Annotated in this window: 21 protein-coding genes, 1 tRNA gene and 1 rRNA gene; 4 read left to right on the top strand and 19 right to left on the bottom strand. The window is 43.9% G+C overall.

Features of this window, described 5'->3' with window-relative positions; all coding sequences use genetic code 11:
* Positions 1 to 194: 194 nt before the first annotated feature.
* The 9 genes from OCV11_RS01720 to dusA all read right to left on the bottom strand — a co-directional run bounded on the left by OCV11_RS01720 (position 195) and on the right by dusA (position 9,331).
* Positions 195 to 270 (bottom strand) — tRNA-Glu (locus tag OCV11_RS01720).
* Between the two features lie 109 nt (positions 271 to 379).
* Positions 380 to 1,922 (bottom strand): 16S ribosomal RNA (locus OCV11_RS01715).
* A gap of 535 nt (positions 1,923 to 2,457) precedes the next feature.
* Complete coding sequence (locus OCV11_RS01710; RefSeq protein WP_261894630.1) at positions 2,458 to 3,234, bottom strand: phosphoadenylyl-sulfate reductase; 777 nt, start codon at positions 3,232 to 3,234, stop codon at positions 2,458 to 2,460.
* Positions 3,227 to 4,960: an assimilatory sulfite reductase (NADPH) hemoprotein subunit gene (cysI, locus tag OCV11_RS01705; protein ID WP_261894629.1), complete on the bottom strand. Its 1,734-nt coding sequence runs from the start codon at positions 4,958 to 4,960 to the stop codon at positions 3,227 to 3,229. Before cysI ends, OCV11_RS01710 begins: the two co-directional genes overlap by 8 nt.
* Positions 4,960 to 6,795 carry an assimilatory sulfite reductase (NADPH) flavoprotein subunit gene (locus tag OCV11_RS01700; protein ID WP_261894628.1) on the bottom strand — a complete coding sequence of 612 codons (1,836 nt, stop codon included), beginning with the start codon at positions 6,793 to 6,795 and terminating at the stop codon, positions 4,960 to 4,962. The genes cysI and OCV11_RS01700 overlap by 1 nt, the downstream gene beginning before the upstream one ends.
* Before the next feature lie 90 nt (positions 6,796 to 6,885).
* Entirely contained in the window at positions 6,886 to 7,122 is a 237-nt protein-coding gene (locus OCV11_RS01695; protein ID WP_261894626.1) for a hypothetical protein, read from the bottom strand.
* A 114-nt stretch (positions 7,123 to 7,236) separates the two neighbouring features.
* Entirely contained in the window at positions 7,237 to 7,908 is a 672-nt protein-coding gene (locus OCV11_RS01690; protein ID WP_261894625.1) for a TIGR04219 family outer membrane beta-barrel protein, read from the bottom strand.
* Positions 7,909 to 8,005: 97 nt separating this feature from the next.
* Positions 8,006 to 8,209, bottom strand: coding sequence for an envelope stress response protein PspG (locus OCV11_RS25040; RefSeq protein ID WP_373332799.1), 204 nt, complete (start codon positions 8,207 to 8,209; stop codon positions 8,006 to 8,008).
* 147 nt (positions 8,210 to 8,356) lie between these two features.
* The gene (dusA, locus tag OCV11_RS01685) at positions 8,357 to 9,331 is read right to left on the bottom strand and encodes a tRNA dihydrouridine(20/20a) synthase DusA (protein ID WP_261896204.1); all 975 of its coding nucleotides are present in this window, start codon (positions 9,329 to 9,331) and stop codon (positions 8,357 to 8,359) included.
* A 422-nt stretch (positions 9,332 to 9,753) separates the two neighbouring features.
* On the opposite strand from dusA, the gene zur reads away from it, so the two are divergent.
* Positions 9,754 to 10,203, top strand: a complete 450-nt coding sequence (zur, locus tag OCV11_RS01680; RefSeq protein WP_261894624.1) for a zinc uptake transcriptional repressor Zur — start codon at positions 9,754 to 9,756, stop codon at positions 10,201 to 10,203.
* Between the two features lie 25 nt (positions 10,204 to 10,228).
* The gene (locus OCV11_RS01675; protein ID WP_261894623.1) at positions 10,229 to 10,690 is read left to right on the top strand and encodes a chemotaxis protein CheX; all 462 of its coding nucleotides are present in this window, start codon (positions 10,229 to 10,231) and stop codon (positions 10,688 to 10,690) included.
* A 113-nt stretch (positions 10,691 to 10,803) separates the two neighbouring features.
* On the opposite strand, the gene pgi is transcribed toward OCV11_RS01675, so the two are convergent.
* A complete protein-coding gene (gene pgi / locus OCV11_RS01670) occupies positions 10,804 to 12,456 on the bottom strand; it encodes a glucose-6-phosphate isomerase (RefSeq protein WP_261894622.1) in 1,653 nt (550 codons plus the stop codon).
* Between the two features lie 266 nt (positions 12,457 to 12,722).
* Here pgi and OCV11_RS01665 point away from each other — a divergent pair, with 266 nt between their 5' ends.
* Positions 12,723 to 13,142 (top strand): secondary thiamine-phosphate synthase enzyme YjbQ, encoded by a 420-nt coding sequence (locus OCV11_RS01665; protein ID WP_261894620.1) that lies wholly within the window; start codon positions 12,723 to 12,725, stop codon positions 13,140 to 13,142.
* Positions 13,143 to 13,153: 11 nt separating this feature from the next.
* Here OCV11_RS01665 and alr read toward each other — a convergent pair whose 3' ends face one another.
* Positions 13,154 to 14,248, bottom strand: a complete 1,095-nt coding sequence (gene alr, locus OCV11_RS01660) for an alanine racemase (protein WP_261894619.1) — start codon at positions 14,246 to 14,248, stop codon at positions 13,154 to 13,156.
* Between the two features lie 4 nt (positions 14,249 to 14,252).
* On the bottom strand, positions 14,253 to 15,659 hold the full coding sequence (locus OCV11_RS01655) for a replicative DNA helicase (RefSeq protein ID WP_261894617.1): 1,407 nt from the start codon (positions 15,657 to 15,659) through the stop codon (positions 14,253 to 14,255).
* Between the two features lie 172 nt (positions 15,660 to 15,831).
* Between OCV11_RS01655 and OCV11_RS01650 the strand changes: the two genes are divergently transcribed.
* Positions 15,832 to 16,614, top strand: a complete 783-nt coding sequence (locus tag OCV11_RS01650) for a DUF481 domain-containing protein (protein WP_261894616.1) — start codon at positions 15,832 to 15,834, stop codon at positions 16,612 to 16,614.
* Between the two features lie 70 nt (positions 16,615 to 16,684).
* On the opposite strand, the gene rplI is transcribed toward OCV11_RS01650, so the two are convergent.
* The 7 genes from rplI to fusA form a co-directional block, all read right to left on the bottom strand.
* Positions 16,685 to 17,134 (bottom strand): 50S ribosomal protein L9, encoded by a 450-nt coding sequence (gene rplI, locus OCV11_RS01645; protein WP_261894615.1) that lies wholly within the window; start codon positions 17,132 to 17,134, stop codon positions 16,685 to 16,687.
* 33 nt (positions 17,135 to 17,167) lie between these two features.
* Positions 17,168 to 17,395 (bottom strand): 30S ribosomal protein S18, encoded by a 228-nt coding sequence (gene rpsR, locus OCV11_RS01640; protein ID WP_000090471.1) that lies wholly within the window; start codon positions 17,393 to 17,395, stop codon positions 17,168 to 17,170.
* A gap of 321 nt (positions 17,396 to 17,716) precedes the next feature.
* Entirely contained in the window at positions 17,717 to 18,085 is a 369-nt protein-coding gene (gene rpsF / locus OCV11_RS01635; protein ID WP_261894614.1) for a 30S ribosomal protein S6, read from the bottom strand.
* A 207-nt stretch (positions 18,086 to 18,292) separates the two neighbouring features.
* Positions 18,293 to 18,769 carry a bacterioferritin gene (gene bfr / locus OCV11_RS01630; protein ID WP_261894613.1) on the bottom strand — a complete coding sequence of 159 codons (477 nt, stop codon included), beginning with the start codon at positions 18,767 to 18,769 and terminating at the stop codon, positions 18,293 to 18,295.
* A gap of 74 nt (positions 18,770 to 18,843) precedes the next feature.
* The gene (locus OCV11_RS01625) at positions 18,844 to 19,032 is read right to left on the bottom strand and encodes a (2Fe-2S)-binding protein (protein ID WP_261894611.1); all 189 of its coding nucleotides are present in this window, start codon (positions 19,030 to 19,032) and stop codon (positions 18,844 to 18,846) included.
* Positions 19,033 to 19,215: 183 nt separating this feature from the next.
* On the bottom strand, positions 19,216 to 20,400 hold the full coding sequence (gene tuf, locus OCV11_RS01620) for an elongation factor Tu (RefSeq protein ID WP_261894522.1): 1,185 nt from the start codon (positions 20,398 to 20,400) through the stop codon (positions 19,216 to 19,218).
* Between the two features lie 109 nt (positions 20,401 to 20,509).
* Positions 20,510 to 22,606 carry an elongation factor G gene (fusA, locus tag OCV11_RS01615; RefSeq protein ID WP_261894609.1) on the bottom strand — a complete coding sequence of 699 codons (2,097 nt, stop codon included), beginning with the start codon at positions 22,604 to 22,606 and terminating at the stop codon, positions 20,510 to 20,512.
* Positions 22,607 to 22,616: the final 10 nt, after the last annotated feature.

Genomic DNA, 22,616 nt, shown 5'->3' with positions numbered 1-22,616 from the left:
TACTTAAAAAGTAAATCCAAGAACACTTGAATGTGTTTTTGTTTGTCTTCTTAACGAAGACAATTGAGAACTTTACAAACAATCTTCTATTTCAATGAAATAAAACATTGTTTTGTCAGCTTTCCAAATTGTTAAAGAGCAAAGATTTCTTTCGAAACCATTTTTAAGAACACTTAAGCAAATGTGCTTAAAGATGGTATCCCGTAGGGGAGTCGAACCCCTGTTACCGCCGTGAAAGGGCGGTGTCCTAGGCCTCTAGACGAACGGGACACAATATACTCTGCGCCAATCGGCTGAGGGCAGAGGAATCTAACGCGGTGCTCTCTTTTATTAAACCGTATCAATCTGTGTGAACACTCATCGCAATAATCTTTCGTATTAAGGAGGTGATCCAGCGCCAGGTTCCCCTAGCGCTACCTTGTTACGACTTCACCCCAGTCATGAACCACAAAGTGGCAAGCGTCCTCCCGAAGGTTAAACTACCTGCTTCTTTTGCAGCCCACTCCCATGGTGTGACGGGCGGTGTGTACAAGGCCCGGGAACGTATTCACCGTGGCATTCTGATCCACGATTACTAGCGATTCCGACTTCATGGAGTCGAGTTGCAGACTCCAATCCGGACTACGACATACTTTTTGGGATTCGCACACTTTCGCAAGTTAGCCGCCCTCTGTATATGCCATTGTAGCACGTGTGTAGCCCTACTCGTAAGGGCCATGATGACTTGACGTCGTCCCCACCTTCCTCCGGTTTATCACCGGCAGTCTCCCTGGAGTTCCCGACATGACTCGCTGGCAAACAAGGATAAGGGTTGCGCTCGTTGCGGGACTTAACCCAACATTTCACAACACGAGCTGACGACAGCCATGCAGCACCTGTCTCAGAGTTCCCGAAGGCACTAAAGCATCTCTGCTAAATTCTCTGGATGTCAAGAGTAGGTAAGGTTCTTCGCGTTGCATCGAATTAAACCACATGCTCCACCGCTTGTGCGGGCCCCCGTCAATTCATTTGAGTTTTAATCTTGCGACCGTACTCCCCAGGCGGTCTACTTAACGCGTTAGCTCCGAAAGCCACGGCTCAAGGCCACAACCTCCAAGTAGACATCGTTTACGGCGTGGACTACCAGGGTATCTAATCCTGTTTGCTCCCCACGCTTTCGCATCTGAGTGTCAGTGTCTGTCCAGGGGGCCGCCTTCGCCACCGGTATTCCTCCAGATCTCTACGCATTTCACCGCTACACCTGGAATTCTACCCCCCTCTACAGCACTCTAGCCTGCCAGTTTCAAATGCGATTCCGAGGTTAAGCCCCGGGCTTTCACATCTGACTTAACAGACCACCTGCATGCGCTTTACGCCCAGTAATTCCGATTAACGCTCGCACCCTCCGTATTACCGCGGCTGCTGGCACGGAGTTAGCCGGTGCTTCTTCTGCAGCTAACGTCAAATGATGAGAGTATTAATCTCACCATCTTCCTCACTGCTGAAAGTACTTTACAACCCGAAGGCCTTCTTCATACACGCGGCATGGCTGCATCAGGCTTGCGCCCATTGTGCAATATTCCCCACTGCTGCCTCCCGTAGGAGTCTGGACCGTGTCTCAGTTCCAGTGTGGCTGATCATCCTCTCAGACCAGCTAGGGATCGTCGCCTTGGTGAGCCCTTACCTCACCAACTAGCTAATCCCATCTGGGCGTATCCGATAGCGAAAGGTCCGAAGATCCCCTTCTTTGCTCTTGCGAGGTTATGCGGTATTAGCCATCGTTTCCAATGGTTATCCCCCTCTATCGGGCAACTTCCCAGACATTACTCACCCGTCCGCCGCTCGCCACCCAAGGAACAAGTTCCTCTGTGCTGCCGCTCGACTTGCATGTGTTAGGCCTGCCGCCAGCGTTCAATCTGAGCCATGATCAAACTCTTCAATTAAAAGTTTTTTCGGCTCAATGAATACTGAATAAATTGACTGTGCTAAGTCCGAAGACTTAATTGGTCACTCAGTTCATTGAAACCATGTTGCTTCCTAAGAAGCTATGATTATCATCAACGAGTGCCCACACAGATTGATAGGTTTAAATTGTTAAAGAGCTTGCTTTCAACTTTGCGAGTTACTTCGCAGCGAAAGAGGCGGCCATTCTATCGATTTTCAAAACAGTGTCAACCACTTTTTAAATTTCTTTTTCTGACCTTTCGACTTGACTCATTTTGCTTCTGACGCTTGTCAGCGCTTGCCCTGTCGATGGAGCGGCATTATAGAGATCTCTCTCACAGTGGCAAGCGCTTTTTTCATAAAATTGCAAAAATAACGGTTAAGTGCTGCATTCTCGAGCAAAGCTTTATTTATCCCACTTTACCCATATCTAAGGCACATCTTTTCCACTGAGTTATCCACAATCAACTAGCACTAATAAAAAAAGAGGCTGTGAATCACATACCTCTTTTCTCTTTTTTTGAGCATTTCCTATTAAATACCAGAACCATGTTGTTCATGATCATCTTCATGAAGGCCACATTCTCGTTTCAAACCAAAAAATCGTGTTTCTTCTTCACTCATTCCCGGTTCCCACTTTCTAGTCGTGTGAGTATCACCTACGGATAAGTATCCTTGATCCCATAATGGGTGGTATGGCAAATCAAACTCTTTTAGATAGTAGTGAACATCTTTATTGGTCCAGTCCACAATAGGTAAGAATTTAAATACGCCGTTTTGAATTCCCAGGATAGGTAAGTTAGAACGAGATTTAGATTGCTCATGACGCAAACCGGAGAACCAAGTACTTACTTGCAGTTCATCCAACGCTCGGTGCATCGGTTCTACTTTATTAATGTGATTGTACTTTTCAATACCTTCGATCCCCTGTTCCCAAAGTTTACCGTAACGCGCCTCTTGCCATGCAGGAGAGTGTTCCGCTTTATATATTTGCAGATTTAACCCTAAGCGTTCGGTTAACTCATCGATAAAACGATAAGTTTCTGGGAACAGATACCCTGTGTCAGTCAAAATGACTGGTGTGTCTTTCTTCTCGACAGAGACTAGGTGCAGCATAACTGCAGCCTGAATACCAAAACTGGAAGATAAAGCATGAGTACCAGGTAAATTTTCTAGCGCCCATCGAACACGCCCTTGAGCTGTCAATGTTTCTAAATACTCATTTATCTCTTGCAGGCGAAGCGTACGCTCCGCCTTAGATAAAGAGAGCAGCTCAGCGAGTTCTGGAACAGAATGCTGATGATTAGGCATGGAAATCCCTCTTCGAAATGATCACTTCTTGAATGATGCCTGCACGGATAGTGAAGTCGCCAAAACATTCACCGTCTAGGCGTTCTTTTGCCCAGCGTCCCACCAGCTCATCAATATCAGTCAAAATCTGATCAACGGTAATGTTCTCTTTATACATCTTAGGAATACGAGTACCCGCACGGTTACCACCTAGATGAAGGTTATAACGACCAGGCGCTTTCCCCACTAAACCAATTTCAGCCAACATTGCACGACCACAACCATTTGGACAGCCAGTGACACGCAAAATAATATTGTCTTCTTTTGCTAGACCGTTCTTTTCTAGAATACCTTCCACTTGGGTAACGAAATCAGGTAAGAAACGTTCTGCTTCCGCCATCGCTAAAGGACAAGTAGGAAATGCCACACAAGCCATTGAGTTCTTACGTTGCTCTGAAACCGAGTCATCCATCAAACCGTGTTCACGAGCAATACGTTCGATGTCATCTTTTTGCTCAGCAGGTACACCAGCAATGATCAAGTTCTGGTTAGCTGTCATGCGGAAATCACCTTGGTGAATTTTCGCAATTTCGGCGACACCTGTTTTCAGTGGACGGCCAGGGTAATCCAACAAACGACCATTTTCGATAAACAGAGCTAAGTGGTATTTACCATCAATACCTTTCGTCCAACCGATACGATCACCGCGCCCAGTAAATTCATATGGACGAATAGCTTCAAATTGAACACCCGCTCGACGCTCAACTTCTGCTTTAAACACATCAATACCGACACGGTCTAATGTGTATTTAGTTTTCGCATTTTTACGATTGGAACGGTTACCCCAATCTCGTTGTGTGGTTACGACAGCTTCGGCAATCTTAAGAGTATTTTCTAAAGCGATATAACCGAACTCATCAGCACGGCGTGGATACGTTGATGTATCTCCGTGAGTCATCGCCAAACCACCACCAACAAGAACGTTAAAGCCCACCAGCTTGCCGTTATCAGCAATCGCAATGAAGTTCAAATCGTTCGCGTGAACATCCACATCATTTTGTGGCGGGATAACAACGGTTGTCTTGAACTTACGAGGTAGATAAGTGCTACCCAAGATAGGCTCTTCATCTGGTCCTTCTAGTTTTTCACCATCTAGCCAAATCTCAGCATAAGCACGCGTCTTTGGAAGCAAATGCTCACTGATCTTTTTCGCCCACTCATAAGCTTCTTGATGTAACTCAGACTCTACTGGGTTAGTGGTACATAGCACGTTACGGTTAACGTCCCCTGCTGTGGCAATAGAATCAATCCCAATTTGATGAAGCATTTTATGCATCATCTTAATGTTTGGTTTAAGCACACCGTGAAATTGGAAGGTTTGACGCGTCGTCAAACGGATACTTCCATACATAGTGTGCTCAGCAGCAAACTTATCGATCGCTAACCATTGCTCAGGCTTAATGACACCACCTGGCATACGAGCACGTAGCATCACATTATGTAGCGGCTCAAGTTTTTGTTTCGCACGTTCAGCACGAATATCACGGTCATCTTGTTGGTACATCCCGTGGAAACGAATTAACTGAAAGTTATCCGCAGTGAATCCACCCGTAATTCTGTCTTGTAAATCTTGTTCAATTGTACCGCGTAAGAAGTTACTTTCGCCTTTAAAGCGCTCATTATCCGCAAGTGGACCAAGCACCTCGCCTAACACTTCTTGTACTTTGGTTTCTGGATTAATGCTCATTAGTATACGTCCCTTTGGTAACGTTTCGCTTTACGCAGTTCATTTAGGTATTCCTCAGCTTGTTCCTGAGTAAAACCGCCTTCTTGTTTGGCTACAGTGATCAATGCATCGTGAACATCTTTGGCCATACGAGTCGCATCACCACAAATGTAGATATACGCTCCCTCTTGAATCCACTGCCAAACTTGTTTCGCCTCTTCAAGAATTCGGTGTTGAACATAGACTTTTTCATGTTGATCACGACTAAAGGCCACATCGAGACGAGAGAGAACTCCATCTTTCAGATATTTCTGCCATTCGACTTGATATAGGAAGTCTTGCGTAAAGGTTCTATCCCCAAAGAACAACCAGTTTTTTCCACTCGCGCCACGATTATCACGCTCTTGAATGAAGCTACGGAACGGAGCAATACCAGTACCAGGACCAACCATAATGATTGGAGCATTATCATCTTCAGGTAATTTGAAATTATTATTGTGTTCGATGAACACCTTAACATTATCACCCTCTTCTAGACGGTGACTTAAATAACTGGAAGCGCCGCCTTGACGAGCTTTGCCGTCATAATCGTATTCAACCACACCGACCGTTAGGTGAACTTCTTCATCGACTTCAGCTTGGCTTGATGCAATAGAGTACAAACGTGGAGTTAAACGACGTAATAAAGAGACAAGCTGCTCAGCAGAAAGCGTCACTGGATATTGATGTAGTACATCCACAATCTGAGTTTTGCTCGCGAAATCGCGAAGCTCGTCTTTATCAGCCACCAGCTTTTGTAAATCTGCATTGTCTACCAGCTCACTCAATTTATTGATAAATTGAGGGTTGGCAGCTGTAATTTCGAACTTAGACACAAGTGCACTATGGATAGATAAGCTTTCATCATCCACATCGACACTTTCCACACCAGAAAGGCCTACCGCACTGAGAATTTCATTCGCTAACTCAGAAGAGTTTTCATACCAAACACCAAGTGCATCACCGGGCTGGTAACGGATGCCTGAATCAGATAAATCAATTTCGATATGGCGCACATCTTTACCTGAATCGCGACCAGTGATCTTCTGATTCGTCAGTAAACTAGCACTAAACGGTTTCTGTTTAGTGTATTCCGAGTGAGTCTCACTCTGAGTAGCAGAAGCGGTAGCGATACTTGGAGCAGCGCTTGCCAATGTTTCTTTTACCACAGCGATCGCTTTAGCCGACCACTCTTGTGCTGGCGCATCATAATCAACGTCGCAATCGACACGATCGATAAAACGTTTTGCACCCAGTTTTTCTAAGAATGAGTCGAAGTCTTTACCCGTTTGACAAAAGAACTCATAGCTAGAATCGCCTAGAGCCAACACGCCATATTGTAGGTTCGGTAACTTAGGTGCTTTCTTCGATTGAAGAAATTCATGCAGAGCTAACGCATTATCAGGAGCTTCACCTTCACCATTGGTTGATGAAACGATGATAACGTGGGTCTCTTTCGCTAGGTCTTTACCTTTATAATCACTTGCATCTACAAGAGAGACTGGAATACCAGCGGTACTAGCTTGTTCTTTTAACGCTTGAGCTACGCCTTTTGCGTTACCAGTTTGAGACGCATAAATAATAGTGAGTTTGCCAGCTGGTGTTACAGCGGCTTGAGTAGATGGTGCAATCGCTACGTTCGACGATTGACTTAATCCCCAAAAATAACCACTCACCCACGCTAATTGTGTCGATGAGAGTTGCGAAACGGTTTGTTGCAACTGATTAAGTTGCAAATCATTTAGAGGACTCGCTAGACCAGCTATTTCTTTTGATGTGGTGTTTCCTGAAGACATTGTCACGACTTCCATATTCATTGCGTGACGATAGATTAACCACTCATCTAAATAACAAGAAAGAATAGATAGGTATGTTTTATAACTTTTTGGAAGAAATAAACTTGTAAATCAAAATTCGCGTGATTCAACCCTGACCTGATTAAAACCCACAGCCATGGCTGATTCAGATGCCAAATCCAAGTTGTCGTATTGACATTCGCTGCCGGTCGCATCGGTTAACAAGACAAAACCGCCTCGCTGATGGCGAAACTCAACAATCCAAGCGCCATCTTGAGTAGAAGGTTCGATAATTGCTTCGATAAGCTGCTTATCTTGAAACAGCGATCTAAGTTCGGTAATCGTCATCTCTTGCCCACCCTATCCACCAGCACTGTTAGAATAAAGATGGTCTAGGTCGACAATAAAATCCAGTTTATTTATAAAAGCAACAATAGTTAATTCAAGGCTTGTTGTGTCGAACTAGAAAACGACCCGCACACCGACAAACCAACCTGACGATTTTATTGATTCAGGATCGCTTAAGACACTAGGTATATCACTGTCATTCAACTCCACCTTTGCTTCTCGATACCCTGCTCGTAATACTAACGTTCCCATGTTGATTGGCGTTTGCCATTGAACTCCGAGAGACGTATCGCGATACCGTAAATTATCGCCCCCCAAATGAGCTATATCGGTTTCTGCAAATGCATCGAGCAAAGTATAAGGAATCGCTACCTGCGCATACGCATGAAAGGTCACAGTTGTCGCATTGAAATGATAGGTCTGTTGGTTAACACCAATATACTTACCATCTTTGAAGCGAGATACGTTAATCCCTGTATCCAAGCGATACAAATCGGTATCTAAAGCATGATAGTAAAATAGGTAGCTATAACGATCATAAGCAACATCGTCTTCAACTAAATTCGTGTAATGGAAAGCTAGGTTTGGCAGAACAGGAAACTGATGTTCAAACGCGATATATAAAGAGGGCACATTGGAGGGATCAGTTTCCTCACCCGCCCCCTTTGTTTCTGCCATCCAAACATCGGTTCCTACTTGTCCAGAGTAAAAGCTATCAGCCCCCCAGACAGGAGAAGAGCACAATAAAGGTATCCAAAAAATAGAGTGCACATAGAATTTATGCATCACTGAACTCCATGCTTTCTTTAGTTACTGTTCCTTGTATCTAAGTACCAGTATAGTGAAAAGAAAGTGAGCTGCTGCGTGATAAGAGATTATGCGATCAGGCTCTCCCATAGCGGCGATATAGCCATATGCCCGCACAAACCAAAATGAGCCAAGGCAAAATTTTAAAAACTGTGCCTAACATACTGAGTAGAAACACTACCGCTAGTGCAACAGCCAAAGAGAGCATCAAGTTTAACTTACTGATCCCCAAGCTCCAAAGCGTTGCAAAAAAGGAAAATAAAAAAATAGCCGCGTACATGTAATCGCCCTCTAACGTTCTTTATTGGAACAGTTAATTCTGTTCTCAGTCATATTTTTGTAGAAGCGCATTCTAAATGAGAAGAAGCCAATCCCTTAATGGGATTGGCTTCTTCTTTTTATACATTCAATATTTTATGAATCGAGATCACACATCCAATTCTTGGTAAGGAATTTTCGCCAAGGCTTGCTCTAACACTTCGATACCAGCTCCTGGCTTGTGGGCATTCTCACTAATATGTCGACGCCATTGACGTGCCCCTGGCATATTTTGGAATATACCCAACATATGACGAGTAATGTGCCCTAAATAACTACCATTAGATAAACATGCCTCGATGTACGGATACATTTCTTTGACGATATCAGAGCGTTTCTTCACTGGCGTGTTCAAACCAAAAATCTCTTGGTCTACAAGGGCCAAAATATAAGGATTTTGATACGCTTCACGACCGATCATCACACCATCTAGATGCGTCAGATGCTCTTTGGCTTCCTCGAGCGTTTTCACACCACCGTTAATAGCAATCGTCAGCTGTGGAAAGTCTTGTTTGATTTGATATGCACGTGGGTAATCCAAAGGCGGAATTTCACGATTCTCTTTTGGACTTAAGCCACTTAACCACGCTTTACGAGCATGGATAGTAAATTGCTCACAACCACCTTTATCGGCCACTGTTGCGATAAAGTTGGTCAGAAACTCATAAGAGTCCAAATCATCAATACCGATACGAGTTTTCACCGTGACAGGAATATCGACCACCGCTTTCATCGCCGCAACGCATTCAGCCACCAACTCTGCTTCAGCCATTAAACATGCACCAAAGCGACCATTTTGGACGCGATCTGAGGGACAACCTACGTTTAAGTTCACTTCATCGTATCCACGCTCTTGAGCTAACTTAGCACAGTGCGCTAGATCGACTGGGTTAGAACCACCTAATTGCAAAGCAAGCGGATGTTCTTGCTCGTTATACGCAAGAAAGTCGCCTTTGCCATGAATGATTGCCCCCGTCGTTACCATCTCGGTATACAGCAATGTTTGAGACGTCATTAGACGGTGGAAATAACGACAATGACGGTCCGTCCAATCGAGCATTGGCGCAACAGACAATCGCTGCATAACAAAGTCTTTCGTAATATCAGGTGTTGACACTGATGTACCTCAATTATTCACTTTTAGGGAGGATCATCATGCTCAAAAAGCTTTTAGATCATCGCTACTCAAAAACTCTCAAAAGTGCCTAGGCACCTTTATCATCGGCGAATTATACACACTGAACATCGCTCGTGCAGAACAAATATCACTCTTCACTACTGGTAACGTTGTTTGAGAGCGGCATTCCATCACAACCTTGTGACAGCATATAACTTTAGTCATATCGTAATTGACTGATAAATGGTATTGTTCGATCATCAAAGTGACTCCATTTGCCCTTATCGATGAGAATATCGATGTTAGTGATTGAATAAAGCTCTGCTATTTCTCTAATGCGAAACGATATTCATCGTGAAATGGTATATGATTACTAGAGTCCAACAGCAATGGTGATAAATTTGGACAAAAAGCTAACTCAGCAAGTTGAAGAAATCTGTGCAGCAAGAGGCGTTAGACTTACTACACAACGTAAGCGTGTCTTTGAGCTGATTTGTTCCAGTAAAAAAGCGTCTAGTGCTTACGAGCTTCTTGAAGATCTCAAAGAGAGTGAACCTCAAGCTAAGCCACCTACAGTTTACCGTGCACTCGACTTTTTAATGGAGCAAGGCTTTATTCATAGAGTAGAGTCTACCAATAGTTTTATCTCATGCTGTTCCTGTAACGCTCACAAGCACTTCTCACATCTATTGATATGTGACAAATGCGGTAACGTTATTGAACTGCAAAATGATACTCTTGTAGCTCTATTGGAAGAAAATGCGGAGAAGCACGGCTTTACCATTCAGAACCATGTCATTGAGTCACATGGTGTTTGCCAGTCATGCTCCTCTAAATAATGGATTAAACGAATAGAAGAAGGTTATGCGAGCTGAATTTGTGAACCCGTTTTTAGCTTCATTAATGAATGTGCTAAAAACTATGGCTTCCCTAGAATTGAAGCCACAAAAACCTCGTCTGAAGAAAGATGAGATCGCTCGGGGAGATATCTCCGGACTGATAGGCATGGTTGGCCCTCAAACCAGAGGCTCTATGTCGATTACCTTTGACGAAAGCTTAGCCTTTGAAATTATGCAAAACATGTTAGGTGAACGCCCTAGCAGCATTAATGAAGAAGTGACCGACATGGTGGGTGAAATCACCAACATGGTAACGGGTGGCGCGAAGCGTATTTTGGCCGAAAGTGGATTCGATTTTGATATGGCAACCCCAGTTGTGGTATCAGGAAGAGGTCATACGATTCGTCATAAGTGCGAAGGCTCAATTATCCTGATGCCGTTCGCATCTCAATGGGGTAATGCGTTTATTGAAATCTGTTTTGAATAACGCTCTTCATCCCCTTTGTTAGAATCAAAAAAGCTGATGGCACCGACCATCAGCTTTTTTATTGGTTCTGTATGAATTGTAATAAGAGCCCACATAGTTGGGCTCTTATTATCTTAAGCTCGCAGTTGTTTAAACGCGTTAATCAAACCATTAGTAGAGCTATCGTGAGAGGCTACTTTGCTGCCATCAACCAATTCTGGCAGGATTTGGTTAGCTAGTTGTTTACCTAGCTCAACACCCCACTGGTCAAAGGTAAAGATGTTCCAAATGACGCCTTGAACAAAGATCTTATGTTCGTAAATCGCAATTAGGTTACCTAGTGAACGAGGAGTGATCTCTTTAACCAAAATAGAGTTGGTTGGACGGTTGCCTTCAAAGACTTTGAAAGGAACTAGTGCCGCGATCTCTTCTTCTGATTTACCTGCTTTCACCAATTCAGCACGAACAGTTTCTGCAGATTTACCAAAGGCTAACGCTTCTGTTTGAGCGAAGAAGTTAGACATCAGTTTTTGATGGTGATCGCCAGTTGGGTTGTGAGTTTTCGCTGGAGCGATAAAGTCACAAGGGATCATTTTAGTACCTTGGTGGATCAACTGATAGAAAGCGTGTTGACCGTTAGTACCAGGCTCACCCCAAATGATTGGACCGGTTTGGTAAGTCACAGCGTTACCGTTGCGATCAACGAATTTACCGTTTGATTCCATGTTACCTTGTTGGAAGTAAGCAGGGAAACGATGCATGTATTGATCGTAAGGTAGGATAGCTTCAGTTTCAGCACCGTGGAAATTGTTGTACCAAATACCAATCAGAGCCAAGATCACTGGAATATTCTGCTCAAGTGGAGTTTCCACAAAGTGCTTATCAATTTCGTGTGCACCCGTTAGTAACTCAACATAGTTGTCAAAACCAATTGAAAGAATGATAGATAGACCAATTGCAGACCATAGAGAGTAACGGCCACCAACCCAATCCCAGAACTCAAACATGTTTGCTGTATCGATACCGAATTCAGCAACTGCTTTACCGTTGGTAGATAGAGCGGCAAAGTGTTTTGCCACATGAGCTTCATCACCTGCTGCTTTCAAGAACCAATCACGAGCAGTATGCGCATTCGTCATCGTTTCTTGAGTGGTAAATGTTTTTGAAGCAACCAAGAACAATGTGGTTTCTGGATCAACACCTTTCAACGTTTCAGCAATATGAGTACCGTCGACGTTAGAAACGAAATGCATGGTTAGATGGTTTTTGAAAGGCACGAGCGCTTCAGTCACCATGTAAGGACCTAAGTCTGAACCACCGATACCGATATTCACTACGTCAGTGATTGCCTTACCAGTAAAACCTTTCCACTCACCAGAAATAACGCGTTCAGAAAAAGACTTCATCTTTTCAAGCACAGCGTTGACTGCTGGCATCACATCTTGCCCGTCAACAAACACTGGAGAATTACTACGGTTACGAAGTGCAGTGTGAAGAACAGCACGATCTTCAGTACGGTTAATTTTTTCGCCGCTGAACATCGCTTTAATAGCACTTTTAATATCAATTTCGTTTGCAAGAGCAAACAAGTGCTGCATCGTTTCTTCGTTGATAAGGTTTTTTGAATAATCCACTAGCAGATCAGAACCGAAGCTAGCTGAGAATTTTGCAAAGCGTTCACTGTCTTCAGCAAACAATGTTTTTAAGTTCATGTCTTGCGCAGTTTCAAAATGCGCAGTCAACGCTTTCCAAGCTTCAGTTTGCGTTGGATTGATATTTTTTAGCATGGTATCTATCCCGATATAGCAGTTGGTCTTATTCCTTCGGTAGCAAGCTACTTTGGGAATCCCCGATTAAAAAAAGAAAAAATACCGTGATCTAAAAGGTCACAGCTTAGTAATACGTTTTCGACCACCGAGTATGACTTAGCTCCCTCGTCTCCACATTGAGTTAAGTCAGTAACCCATAGGAATCGGTCCATTATATTGCAATCGCTCCCCGCCCACCATAACGCTATACTGTCGAACAAACAATAGCCTACGGAGAGCTCACCATGTGGCAACAGCACACTATCCTGCTACCCGCTTATCCTCGTGGATTTCACTTAATTACGCGCGATATCGAACAGCAACTGCCTGATCTAAAGAAGATCTCGGTTGGATTACTGCATCTATTTATCCAACATACATCGGCAAGTCTCACCATCAATGAGAATGCTGACCCTACCGTGCGTGGTGATATGGAGCGCTACTTTAATCACGTCGTACCTGAAAGAGCGTCTTACTTTCAGCATACCTATGAAGGTGACGATGACATGCCCGCTCATATTAAAGCATCACTACTGGGATCCAGTGTGACCATCCCTATCCATCACGGAAAATTAGCTTTAGGTACATGGCAAGGCATTTACCTTGGGGAGCATCGAGACTTAGGCGGTCAAAGACGTCTTATCGCGACTCTCCAAGGAGAATGAATAAAGCAGGCCTATTGGCCTGCTTTATTATGGTAAGACATTGAAACTCGTGCGGTAAGTTTGGTTACGAGTTCATAACCTAGCGTACCAATATGAGAAGCGACAACCTCAACTGGTAACTGCTCACCCCATAAAATCGCTTCATCACCGACTTTATCTTGAGCATCTGGACCAAGATCCACCGTCAGCATATCCATTGAAACGCGCCCTGCGATAGGGACAACACGTCCATTGACTACCACAGGTGTACCACTTGGAGCCGTTCTTGGGTAACCATCACCATAACCAATCGCAATGACACCAATGCGTGTATCACGTTGGCTAGTCCAAATCGTACCGTAACCAATGGACTCTCCCGCTTTTACATCACTGACCGCAATCAAATGTGACTTCAAAGTCATCACTGGGCGATACCCCATATCAGCAGCATTTTTCTCAACGAATGGAGAAACACCGTACATGATTATTCCCGGACGAACCCAATCAAATTGACTTTCTGGCCAAGCCAATAATCCAGCCGATGCCGCCATAGAGCGCTCACCTTGTTCATCATCCGTCAATTGACGAAACAGTGAAATCTGCTCAGTTGTCATTGAATTATCGAGTTCATCAGCACAAGCAAAATGGCTGATATAACGCAGTGGTTTAACAACATTCGGACAGGCTTTCAAACGGCGAACAAAGTCAGGGTATTGCTCGGGTCTAACCCCAAGACGATGCATACCACTATCAATCTTTAACCAGACTGATACGGGGTGCTCCAACTCTGCTTGCTCTAAAGCTTCCAACTGCTCAACACAGTGAACGACTGTTTGAATGTTGTTAGTGGTAAGAACCGGAAGATCAACCGGAGAATAGAAACCTTCGAGCAACAGAATCGGTTTTACAATACCACATGCTCTTAGCTGTAATGCTTCTTCAATTCGTGCGACACCAAAGGCATCGACATTCGCATTTTGGGCAATATCTCTTAATCCATGACCATAACCGTTCGCTTTTACGACAGCCATGATCTTACTGTTAGGAGCCTGTTGCTTAATTTTGCCCAAATTAAATTGCAGCGCATCTAAATCAATGTGCGCTGTGGCCGCCTGTTTGTATTGCATAGTACTACTCATCATCGAATGCTGGTCCAGCATAATTATCGAAGCGGGAGAATTGACCTTGGAAAGTAAGACGCACCGAACCAATAGGACCGTTACGTTGCTTACCAATGATGATTTCAGCCGTCCCTTTTAAAGCGCTGTCAGGGTGATATACCTCGTCACGGTAGATAAACATGATTAAGTCGGCATCTTGTTCGATAGAGCCAGATTCACGCAGATCCGAGTTTACAGGGCGTTTATCTGCACGTTGCTCCAAGGAACGGTTCAACTGAGATAGCGCCACAACAGGCACATTCAACTCTTTCGCTAATGCTTTCAATGAACGCGATATTTCTGCGATTTCAAGTGTGCGGTTATCGACTAAAGACGGTACACGCATCAACTGCAAATAGTCGACCATGATCATGGATAAACCGCCATGTTCACGTGCAATACGACGCGCACGAGAACGAACTTCGGTTGGAGTCAAACCTGAACTGTCATCAATAAACATGTTTTTCTTCTCCATGAGTAAACCCATAGTAGAAGAGATTCGCGCCCAATCCTCATCATCTAACTGCCCGGTACGAATACGAGTCTGATCCACACGAGCCAACGACGCCAACATACGCATCATTAACTGATCCGCTGGCATCTCTAGAGAAAAGATAAGTACTGGCTTATCTTGAGACATGGCTGCATTTTCACATAAGTTCATGGCAAATGTGGTTTTACCCATAGAAGGACGAGCCGCCACAATCACCAAATCTGAACCTTGTAAACCTGCGGTCTTCTTATTTAGATCAGTAAACCCAGTATCGACACCTGTCACACCATCCTGTGGCATTTTATACAACAGTTCGATGCGCTCTAGCGTCTTATTAAGAATAGTATCAACGCTTTGTGGACCTTCGTTTTCTGAAGTGCGTGCTTCAGCAATAGCAAACACTTTGCTTTCCGCCATATCCAGCAAATCTTCTGAGGAGCGCCCCTGAGGATCGTAACCCGCATCAGCGATTTCATTTGCTACACCAATCAAGTTACGAACCAAAGCACGCTCTGCCACAATCTCAGCATAAGCATTGATGTTTGCCGCACTTGGCGTATTCTTAGCTAGATCGGCAAGATAGGCAAAACCACCCACATCATCAAGTTGCTCTCTTTGTTCCAAAAACTCAGAAAGCGTAATAAGATCTAGGGGGTCGCTATTTTCTAGGATAGATTTCACCGCATCAAAAATCAGGCGATGAGGGCGACTGTAGAAGTCTTGTGTTACCACTCGCTCAGAGACAGTATCCCAACGTTCATTGTCCAACAACAAACCACCGATGACAGACTGTTCTGCCTCAATAGAATGCGGTGGTACTTTGATAGCATCAACTTGTGCATCAGATGGTTTACGGTTTCGATTTTCAGTTCGTGGTTCAGCCATGACTTCACTCTGTAACGCTTTAATGACCGCTTATTATAGCGGTATTAGATAATTTGTAATTACCCGATCAGAAGTTTGTGGGTTCTCAGGCAGAATTAACCTAGGCTTGACTAATATTCACCATACAAACCCTATCATTCTCTTAGTTAAACACGAATATCAGAGGTTCTTAGTGTCCAAATTTTGGCTTTTTAGTGTTGGTATTTTGCTTTCTGGCATCGCTTGCGCCGAAGACACTGCCCAACCCCAAACCGAAGCGACCGAAAGTAAGGACATAAAAGTACCGTCACCATGGGAAGGACAGGTCGAACTCGGCTACCAAGCCCATTCTGGCAATACCAATACCGAAGCGCTCAATACATTGCTGCAAGCCAGCTACACCGAAGGTCGTCACCGAACGACAGGGCAATGGAAGCTCTATAAATTAGTTCGTGAAACGTATAAAGATAAACGAAAATCGGACTATTCGCTGCAAAGTGACTATAAGCTTGGACCTAAACACTACCTATACAGCAGTTTTAAAGGAACGGATTCGAACTATACCGCCTACTTTAAAGATTATACTTTCTCAGCCGGTTTGGGTTACCAATTGATGCACACTGAAAAGGTCACTTGGGAATTTGAATTAGGTCCTGGTTATCGTTACCAAGAGCCAAACGTGGATGAAATAGACTCCAACGACGTGGTATTTGACGAAACAATTCAAGAGCCGATCATTCGTTTCAATGTTCGCAATGAATGGGTAATTAGAAAAAACCTCAACTTCTATGCTGACGTTACAGTGGTGACCGGTGACAGTAACACCACTTATACCAGTGATGTGGGGTTAACGAACAACATCACCGATAACATCGCTCTTAAGTTAAGCCATAACTTACAGTACTACGACAAAGTACCGGATGGATTGGTTAAACACGACGGCATATTTACCGTTAGTGTGCTCGTATCATTTTGAGCAACAGATAACAGACATAAAAAAACACCAGCCGAAGCTGGTGTTTTTTTTAAGTCAGAATACCGAGAGATTACTCAGCAACAACTTGAAGTTTCACAGCTGCGAAAACTTCTGCGTGAAGTTGAACTTGGATTTCAAATTCACCAGTTGTGCGTAGAGCACCTTCAGGTAGACGAACTTCGCTCTTAGCAACTTCAACACCAGCGGCAGTGATCGCATCAGCGATGTCACGAGTACCGATAGAACCGAATAGTTTGCCTTCGTCACCAGCTTTAGAAGCGATAACTACTGCTTCTAGAGCGTTAAGTTTGTCAGCGCGAGCTTGTGCAGATGCTAGAACTTCAGCAACTTTTGCTTCTAGTTCAGCACGACGAGTTTCGAACATTTCAACGTTAGCTTTAGTTGCCATAACAGCCTTACCTTGAGGGATAAGGAAGTTACGAGCGTAACCAGATTTAACGTTAACTGTATCGCCAAGGGTACCTAGGTGACCGATTTTATCAAGTAGAATAACTTGCATTGCTTAATCCTCTTTCTTAATAAACGGTGCCGATTACTGATGTTTGTCAGTGTAAGGCAGCAGAGCTAGGTAGCGAGCACGTTTGATTGCACGAGCTAGCTGACGCTGATATTTAGCGCTTGTACCAGTGATACGGCTAGGTACGATTTTACCAGCTTCAGTGATGTAGTTCTTAAGAGTTGCTACGTCTTTGTAATCAATCTCTTGTACGCCTTCTGCAGTAAAACGGCAGAATTTACGACGACGGAAGAAACGAGCCATGGGCTATCTCCTGATCTAAATATGAGTAATGTTGTGGGCATGTAACATCAATTTTTTGCGCTTATTTGGCGGGTCAGATAAGTCATAAAACAACTTATCTCGATGATACAGCCTTGTACTAAATTCTGAGTTTAAGTTAATGACCATTTCCACTGGTGAAACTACATCGACAAGAAACTTATCTATACAGCTTACTTTTTGCATTCGTTGAATGGTACTCAAGTCGAGGAGACCATAGGTAACATTCAACAAACTGTGGTTCGAATCAGAATATGAGTAACATTGTTATTCACGTCTTATTTCGAATGGTCAGCAACGAAATTACTCAGCGTTAGCTTCTGATTTCACTTCGTCACGCTTAGTACGCTCTTCTTTAGCTTTAAGCATGATTGAAGGTTCAGTAACTGCGTGTTTAGTACGCATAATCATGTTACGTAGAACTGCATCGTTGAAACGGAAAGCAGTTTCTAGTTCATCGATTACTGCTTGGTCAGCTTCAACGTTCATAAGAACGTAGTGAGCTTTGTGCAGTTTGTTGATTGGGTAAGCCAGTTGACGACGACCCCAATCTTCTAGACGATGTACAGTACCGCCTGCTTCAGTGATAGAACCAGTGTAACGTTCGATCATGCCAGCAACTTGCTCGCTTTGATCTGGGTGCACCATGAATACGATTTCGTAATGACGCATTTATTGCTCCTTACGGATTATTCAGCTTCCCAAGTTGGCCCGGTCATCCAGAGGAAGCAAGGAACGAATGATAATTGACCGAGAATAAAGGAGCACGAATTGTACAGAATCGCTATGGAGTAAGCAAGGGAATTGTGAGGTAGAGCAAGCTTAAAAAAGACAAAGCCCAGATCCATGTCTGGGCTGAATAATAGAAAGTCTATGTTCTTAATCTTCATCAACAAATTGTGCTTGAAGATAATTTTCCAACCCTGTCATATCGATTAAACCAAGCTGAGTTTCCAGCCAATCAACATGCTCTTCTTCGTCTTCGAGAATCTCTTGGAACAAATCTCGCGAGACATAATCTCGAATATCTTCTGCGTAAGCGATAGCATCACGTAGGTCTGGAATCGCTGCCATTTCCAATTTAAGGTCACTCTCGAGCATTTCTTTGGTATCTTCACCAATCATCAATTTCCCGAGGTCCTGAAGATTAGGTAGCCCTTCTAGAAAGAGAATACGCTCGATGATATGGTCTGCATGCTTCATCTCGTCAATAGACTCGTGATATTCCTTGTCAGCAAGATGTTTTAGCCCCCAGTCTTTGTACATGCGGGCATGAAGGAAATATTGGTTGATAGCAATAAGCTCATTGCCAAGAATTTTATTGAGATGTTGAATAATGATTGGATCGCCTTTCATTGATATACCCTCCAGTTGGTTCTATTAACTTTAAGAACCAATATCTAGAGTGTCAAAAAAAGACGATAAAATAATCAACTGGCTTTTTGCAGTTCCAGTGGTTTTACCTGCTCTAAGATCTCTTTTGCTTGGCGAACACAACGACCACATTGGCTCCCCAAAGCAGTACATTTTTTTATTCCACGAATATCAGTCACGCCATGCTCGATGGCTAATTGTTTAATCTTCTTGTCTGATACACCGTGGCAGAGGCAAACGTACATAACATCTTCTTCGCATAAAAACTAAAGACAATATAAACAATAACTATTCTTATTTCCATAATTTATTGAACAAAATATATTCCAATAAATTATATATATTATTATCAATAGGTTACTAAAAAAGCAAAAAGGGAAGCCGAAGCTTCCCTTTTCTATGCGAGGTTCGCAGAAAGATTATTGCAATTAAGCAACGATCTTAGCTACAACACCAGCACCTACTGTACGACCACCTTCACGAATCGCGAAACGTAGACCTTCGTCCATCGCGATTGGGTGAATTAGTTCTACTGACATGCGAATGTTGTCGCCTGGCATTACCATTTCTACGCCTTCTGGTAGTTGGATGTTACCAGTTACGTCAGTTGTACGGAAGTAGAACTGTGGACGGTAGCCTTTGAAGAATGGAGTGTGACGACCACCTTCATCTTTAGACAGTACGTACACTTCTGATTCGAATTTAGTGTGTGGAGTGATTGAACCTGGTTTAGCTAGTACTTGACCACGTTCAACTTCATCACGTTTAGTACCACGTAGTAGTGCACCAACGTTCTCACCCGCACGACCTTCGTCTAGAAGTTTACGGAACATTTCAACACCAGTACAAGTAGTAGTTGTTGTATCGTGGATACCAACGATTGCAACTTCATCACCTACTTTTAGGATACCGCGTTCGATACGGCCAGTTACTACTGTACCACGACCTTGGATTGAGAATACGTCTTCGATTGGCATTAGGAATGGCAGATCGATTGCACGTTCTGGTTCTGGAATGTATTCGTCTAGAGCTTTCGCTAGTTCAACGATTTTCTCTTCCCACTGTGCTTCGCCGTTTAGCGCGCCTAGTGCTGAACCTTGGATTACTGGTAGGTCATCGCCTGGGAAATCGTATTCAGATAGAAGTTCACGAACTTCCATTTCTACTAGTTCTAGTAGCTCTTCATCGTCAACCATGTCACATTTGTTCATGAATACGATGATGTAAGGAATACCAACCTGACGGCCTAGTAGGATGTGCTCACGAGTTTGTGGCATTGGGCCATCTGTCGCTGCAACAACTAGGATACCACCGTCCATTTGCGCAGCACCAGTGATCATGTTTTTAACATAGTCAGCGTGTCCTGGGCAGTCTACGTGTGCGTAGTGACGAGTTGGTGTGTCGTATTCTACGTGAGAGGTATTGATTGTGATACCACGTTCACGTTCTTCTGGAGCGTTGTCGATTGACGCGAAGTCACGAGCTGCACCGCCGTATACTTTAGAAAGTACAGTACAGATTGCTGCAGTTAGAGTTGTTTTACCGTGGTCAACGTGGCCGATAGTACCAACGTTTACGTGCGGTTTCGTACGTTCAAATTTTTCTTTAGACACGATCGTGTTCCTTCCTAGTTATGATTCGCCTCAAGCAACGTATATACTTAAGGCGCGCCAGAAATTGCTATTTTATGCGCCAACGCTCGTTAGCGCAATAGATTCATTATTAACCGCGCTCTGCAACGATTGCATCTGCAATATTTTTAGGCACTTCTGCGTACTCGGAGAACTCCATTGAGTACGAAGCACGGCCTTGAGTTGCTGAACGAAGGTCAGTTGCGTAACCGAACATTTCAGATAGAGGGACTTTAGCATGAATGATTTTTAGTCCTACTGGACCTTCATCCATACCTTCAATGAGGCCACGACGACGGTTTAAGTCGCCAACAACATCACCCATCCAATCTTCTGGAGTGGTTACTTCAACTTTCATTAGCGGTTCAAGAATGACAGGATTTGCTTCAAGCGCACCTTTCCTGAATGCCATTGAGCCAGCGATCTTAAACGCCATCTCACTTGAATCGACATCGTGGAATGAACCGTCGAATAATGTCGCTTTAACATCCAATACCGGATATCCAGCCAACACACCGTTGTTCATTTGCTCCTCGATACCTTTCGCTACCGGGCCGATGAATTCTTTAGGAATTGCACCACCCACGATTTGGTCAACGAAGACAAAGCCTTCACCAGGTTCAGAAGGTTCGATTTTCAGCCAAACGTGACCATATTGACCACGACCGCCTGACTGACGAACAAACTTACCTTCAACTTCCGATTTACCACGAATGGTTTCACGGTAAGCAACCTGAGGTTTACCTACGTTACAATCAACGCTGAATTCACGTTTCATACGGTCAACGATGATATCAAGGTGTAGTTCACCCATACCAGAGATCAGAGTTTGACCAGTTTCATTATCCGTTTCAACACGGAATGAAGGGTCCTCTGACGCTAGTTTGCCCAGAGCGATACCCATTTTTTCTTGGTCTGCTTTAGAACGAGGTTCTACAGCAATCTGAATAACAGGTTCTGGGAACTCCATACGTTCCAAAATCACTTTGTGGTTTGGATCGCAAAGAGTGTCACCCGTAGTCACATCTTTGAGGCCGATGGCCGCAGCGATATCACCAGCGCGAACTTCTTTAATTTCTTCACGTTTGTTTGAGTGCATTTGCACGATACGACCAAAACGTTCACGTTTTTCTTTCACTGAGTTATATACAGCGTCACCAGAGTTAACCACACCGGAATAAACGCGCATAAACGCAAGTGAGCCCACAAATGGGTCGGTCGCAATCTTAAACGCTAATGCAGAGAACGGCTCGTCGTCGCTCGCATGGCGCTCAACTTCATTGCCGTCTTCATCGATACCTTTGATAGCAGGGACATCGACTGGCGCTGGTAGGAAATCAACAACAGCATCCAGGACAGCCTGAACACCTTTGTTCTTAAATGCACTACCGCATGTTGCCAATACGATTTCATTATTAAGCGTACGCTGACGAAGACCCGCTTTGATCTCTTCTTCAGTTAGCTCACCTTCTTCAAGGTATTTATCCATCAACTCTTCGTTAGCTTCAGCAGCAGATTCCACCATGTGGTTGCGCCATTCTTCAGCTAATTCGACTAGATCAGCAGGGATCTCTTCATGGGTATAAGTCATACCCTGATCCGCGTCATTCCAGTTGATGGCTTTCATCTTGATCAGGTCGATGACACCTGTAAACGATTCCTCGGCACCAATGTTTAATTGGATAGGAACTGGGTTTGCACCAAGACGATGTTTAATTTGGTCTACAACGCGTAAGAAGTCTGCACCTGCACGGTCCATTTTGTTAACGAATACCATACGTGGAACGTGGTATTTGTCAGCTTGGCGCCATACAGTTTCTGACTGAGGTTCAACACCTGATGCACCACAGAACACTACAACAGCACCATCAAGCACGCGTAGTGAACGCTCTACTTCGATAGTAAAGTCAACGTGTCCAGGGGTATCGATAATGTTAATACGGTGTGGTTCAAACTGTGCATCCATACCACGCCAGAATGTCGTAGTCGCAGCGGAAGTGATAGTAATACCACGTTCTTGCTCCTGCTCCATCCAGTCCATGGTTGCAGCACCATCGTGAACTTCGCCAATTTTATGGGAAAGGCCAGTGTAGAACAGAATACGCTCAGTTGTGGTTGTTTTTCCTGCATCTACGTGAGCACAAATACCGATATTACGATAGAGCTCAATAGGAGTTTTCCTAGCCACGATTGTATCC

The organism is Vibrio porteresiae DSM 19223, from assembly GCF_024347055.1.
Lineage (GTDB): Bacteria > Pseudomonadota > Gammaproteobacteria > Enterobacterales > Vibrionaceae > Vibrio > Vibrio porteresiae.
Note: the sequence above shows the minus strand (reverse complement) of the source record. Positions and strands in the feature narration are given on the sequence as shown.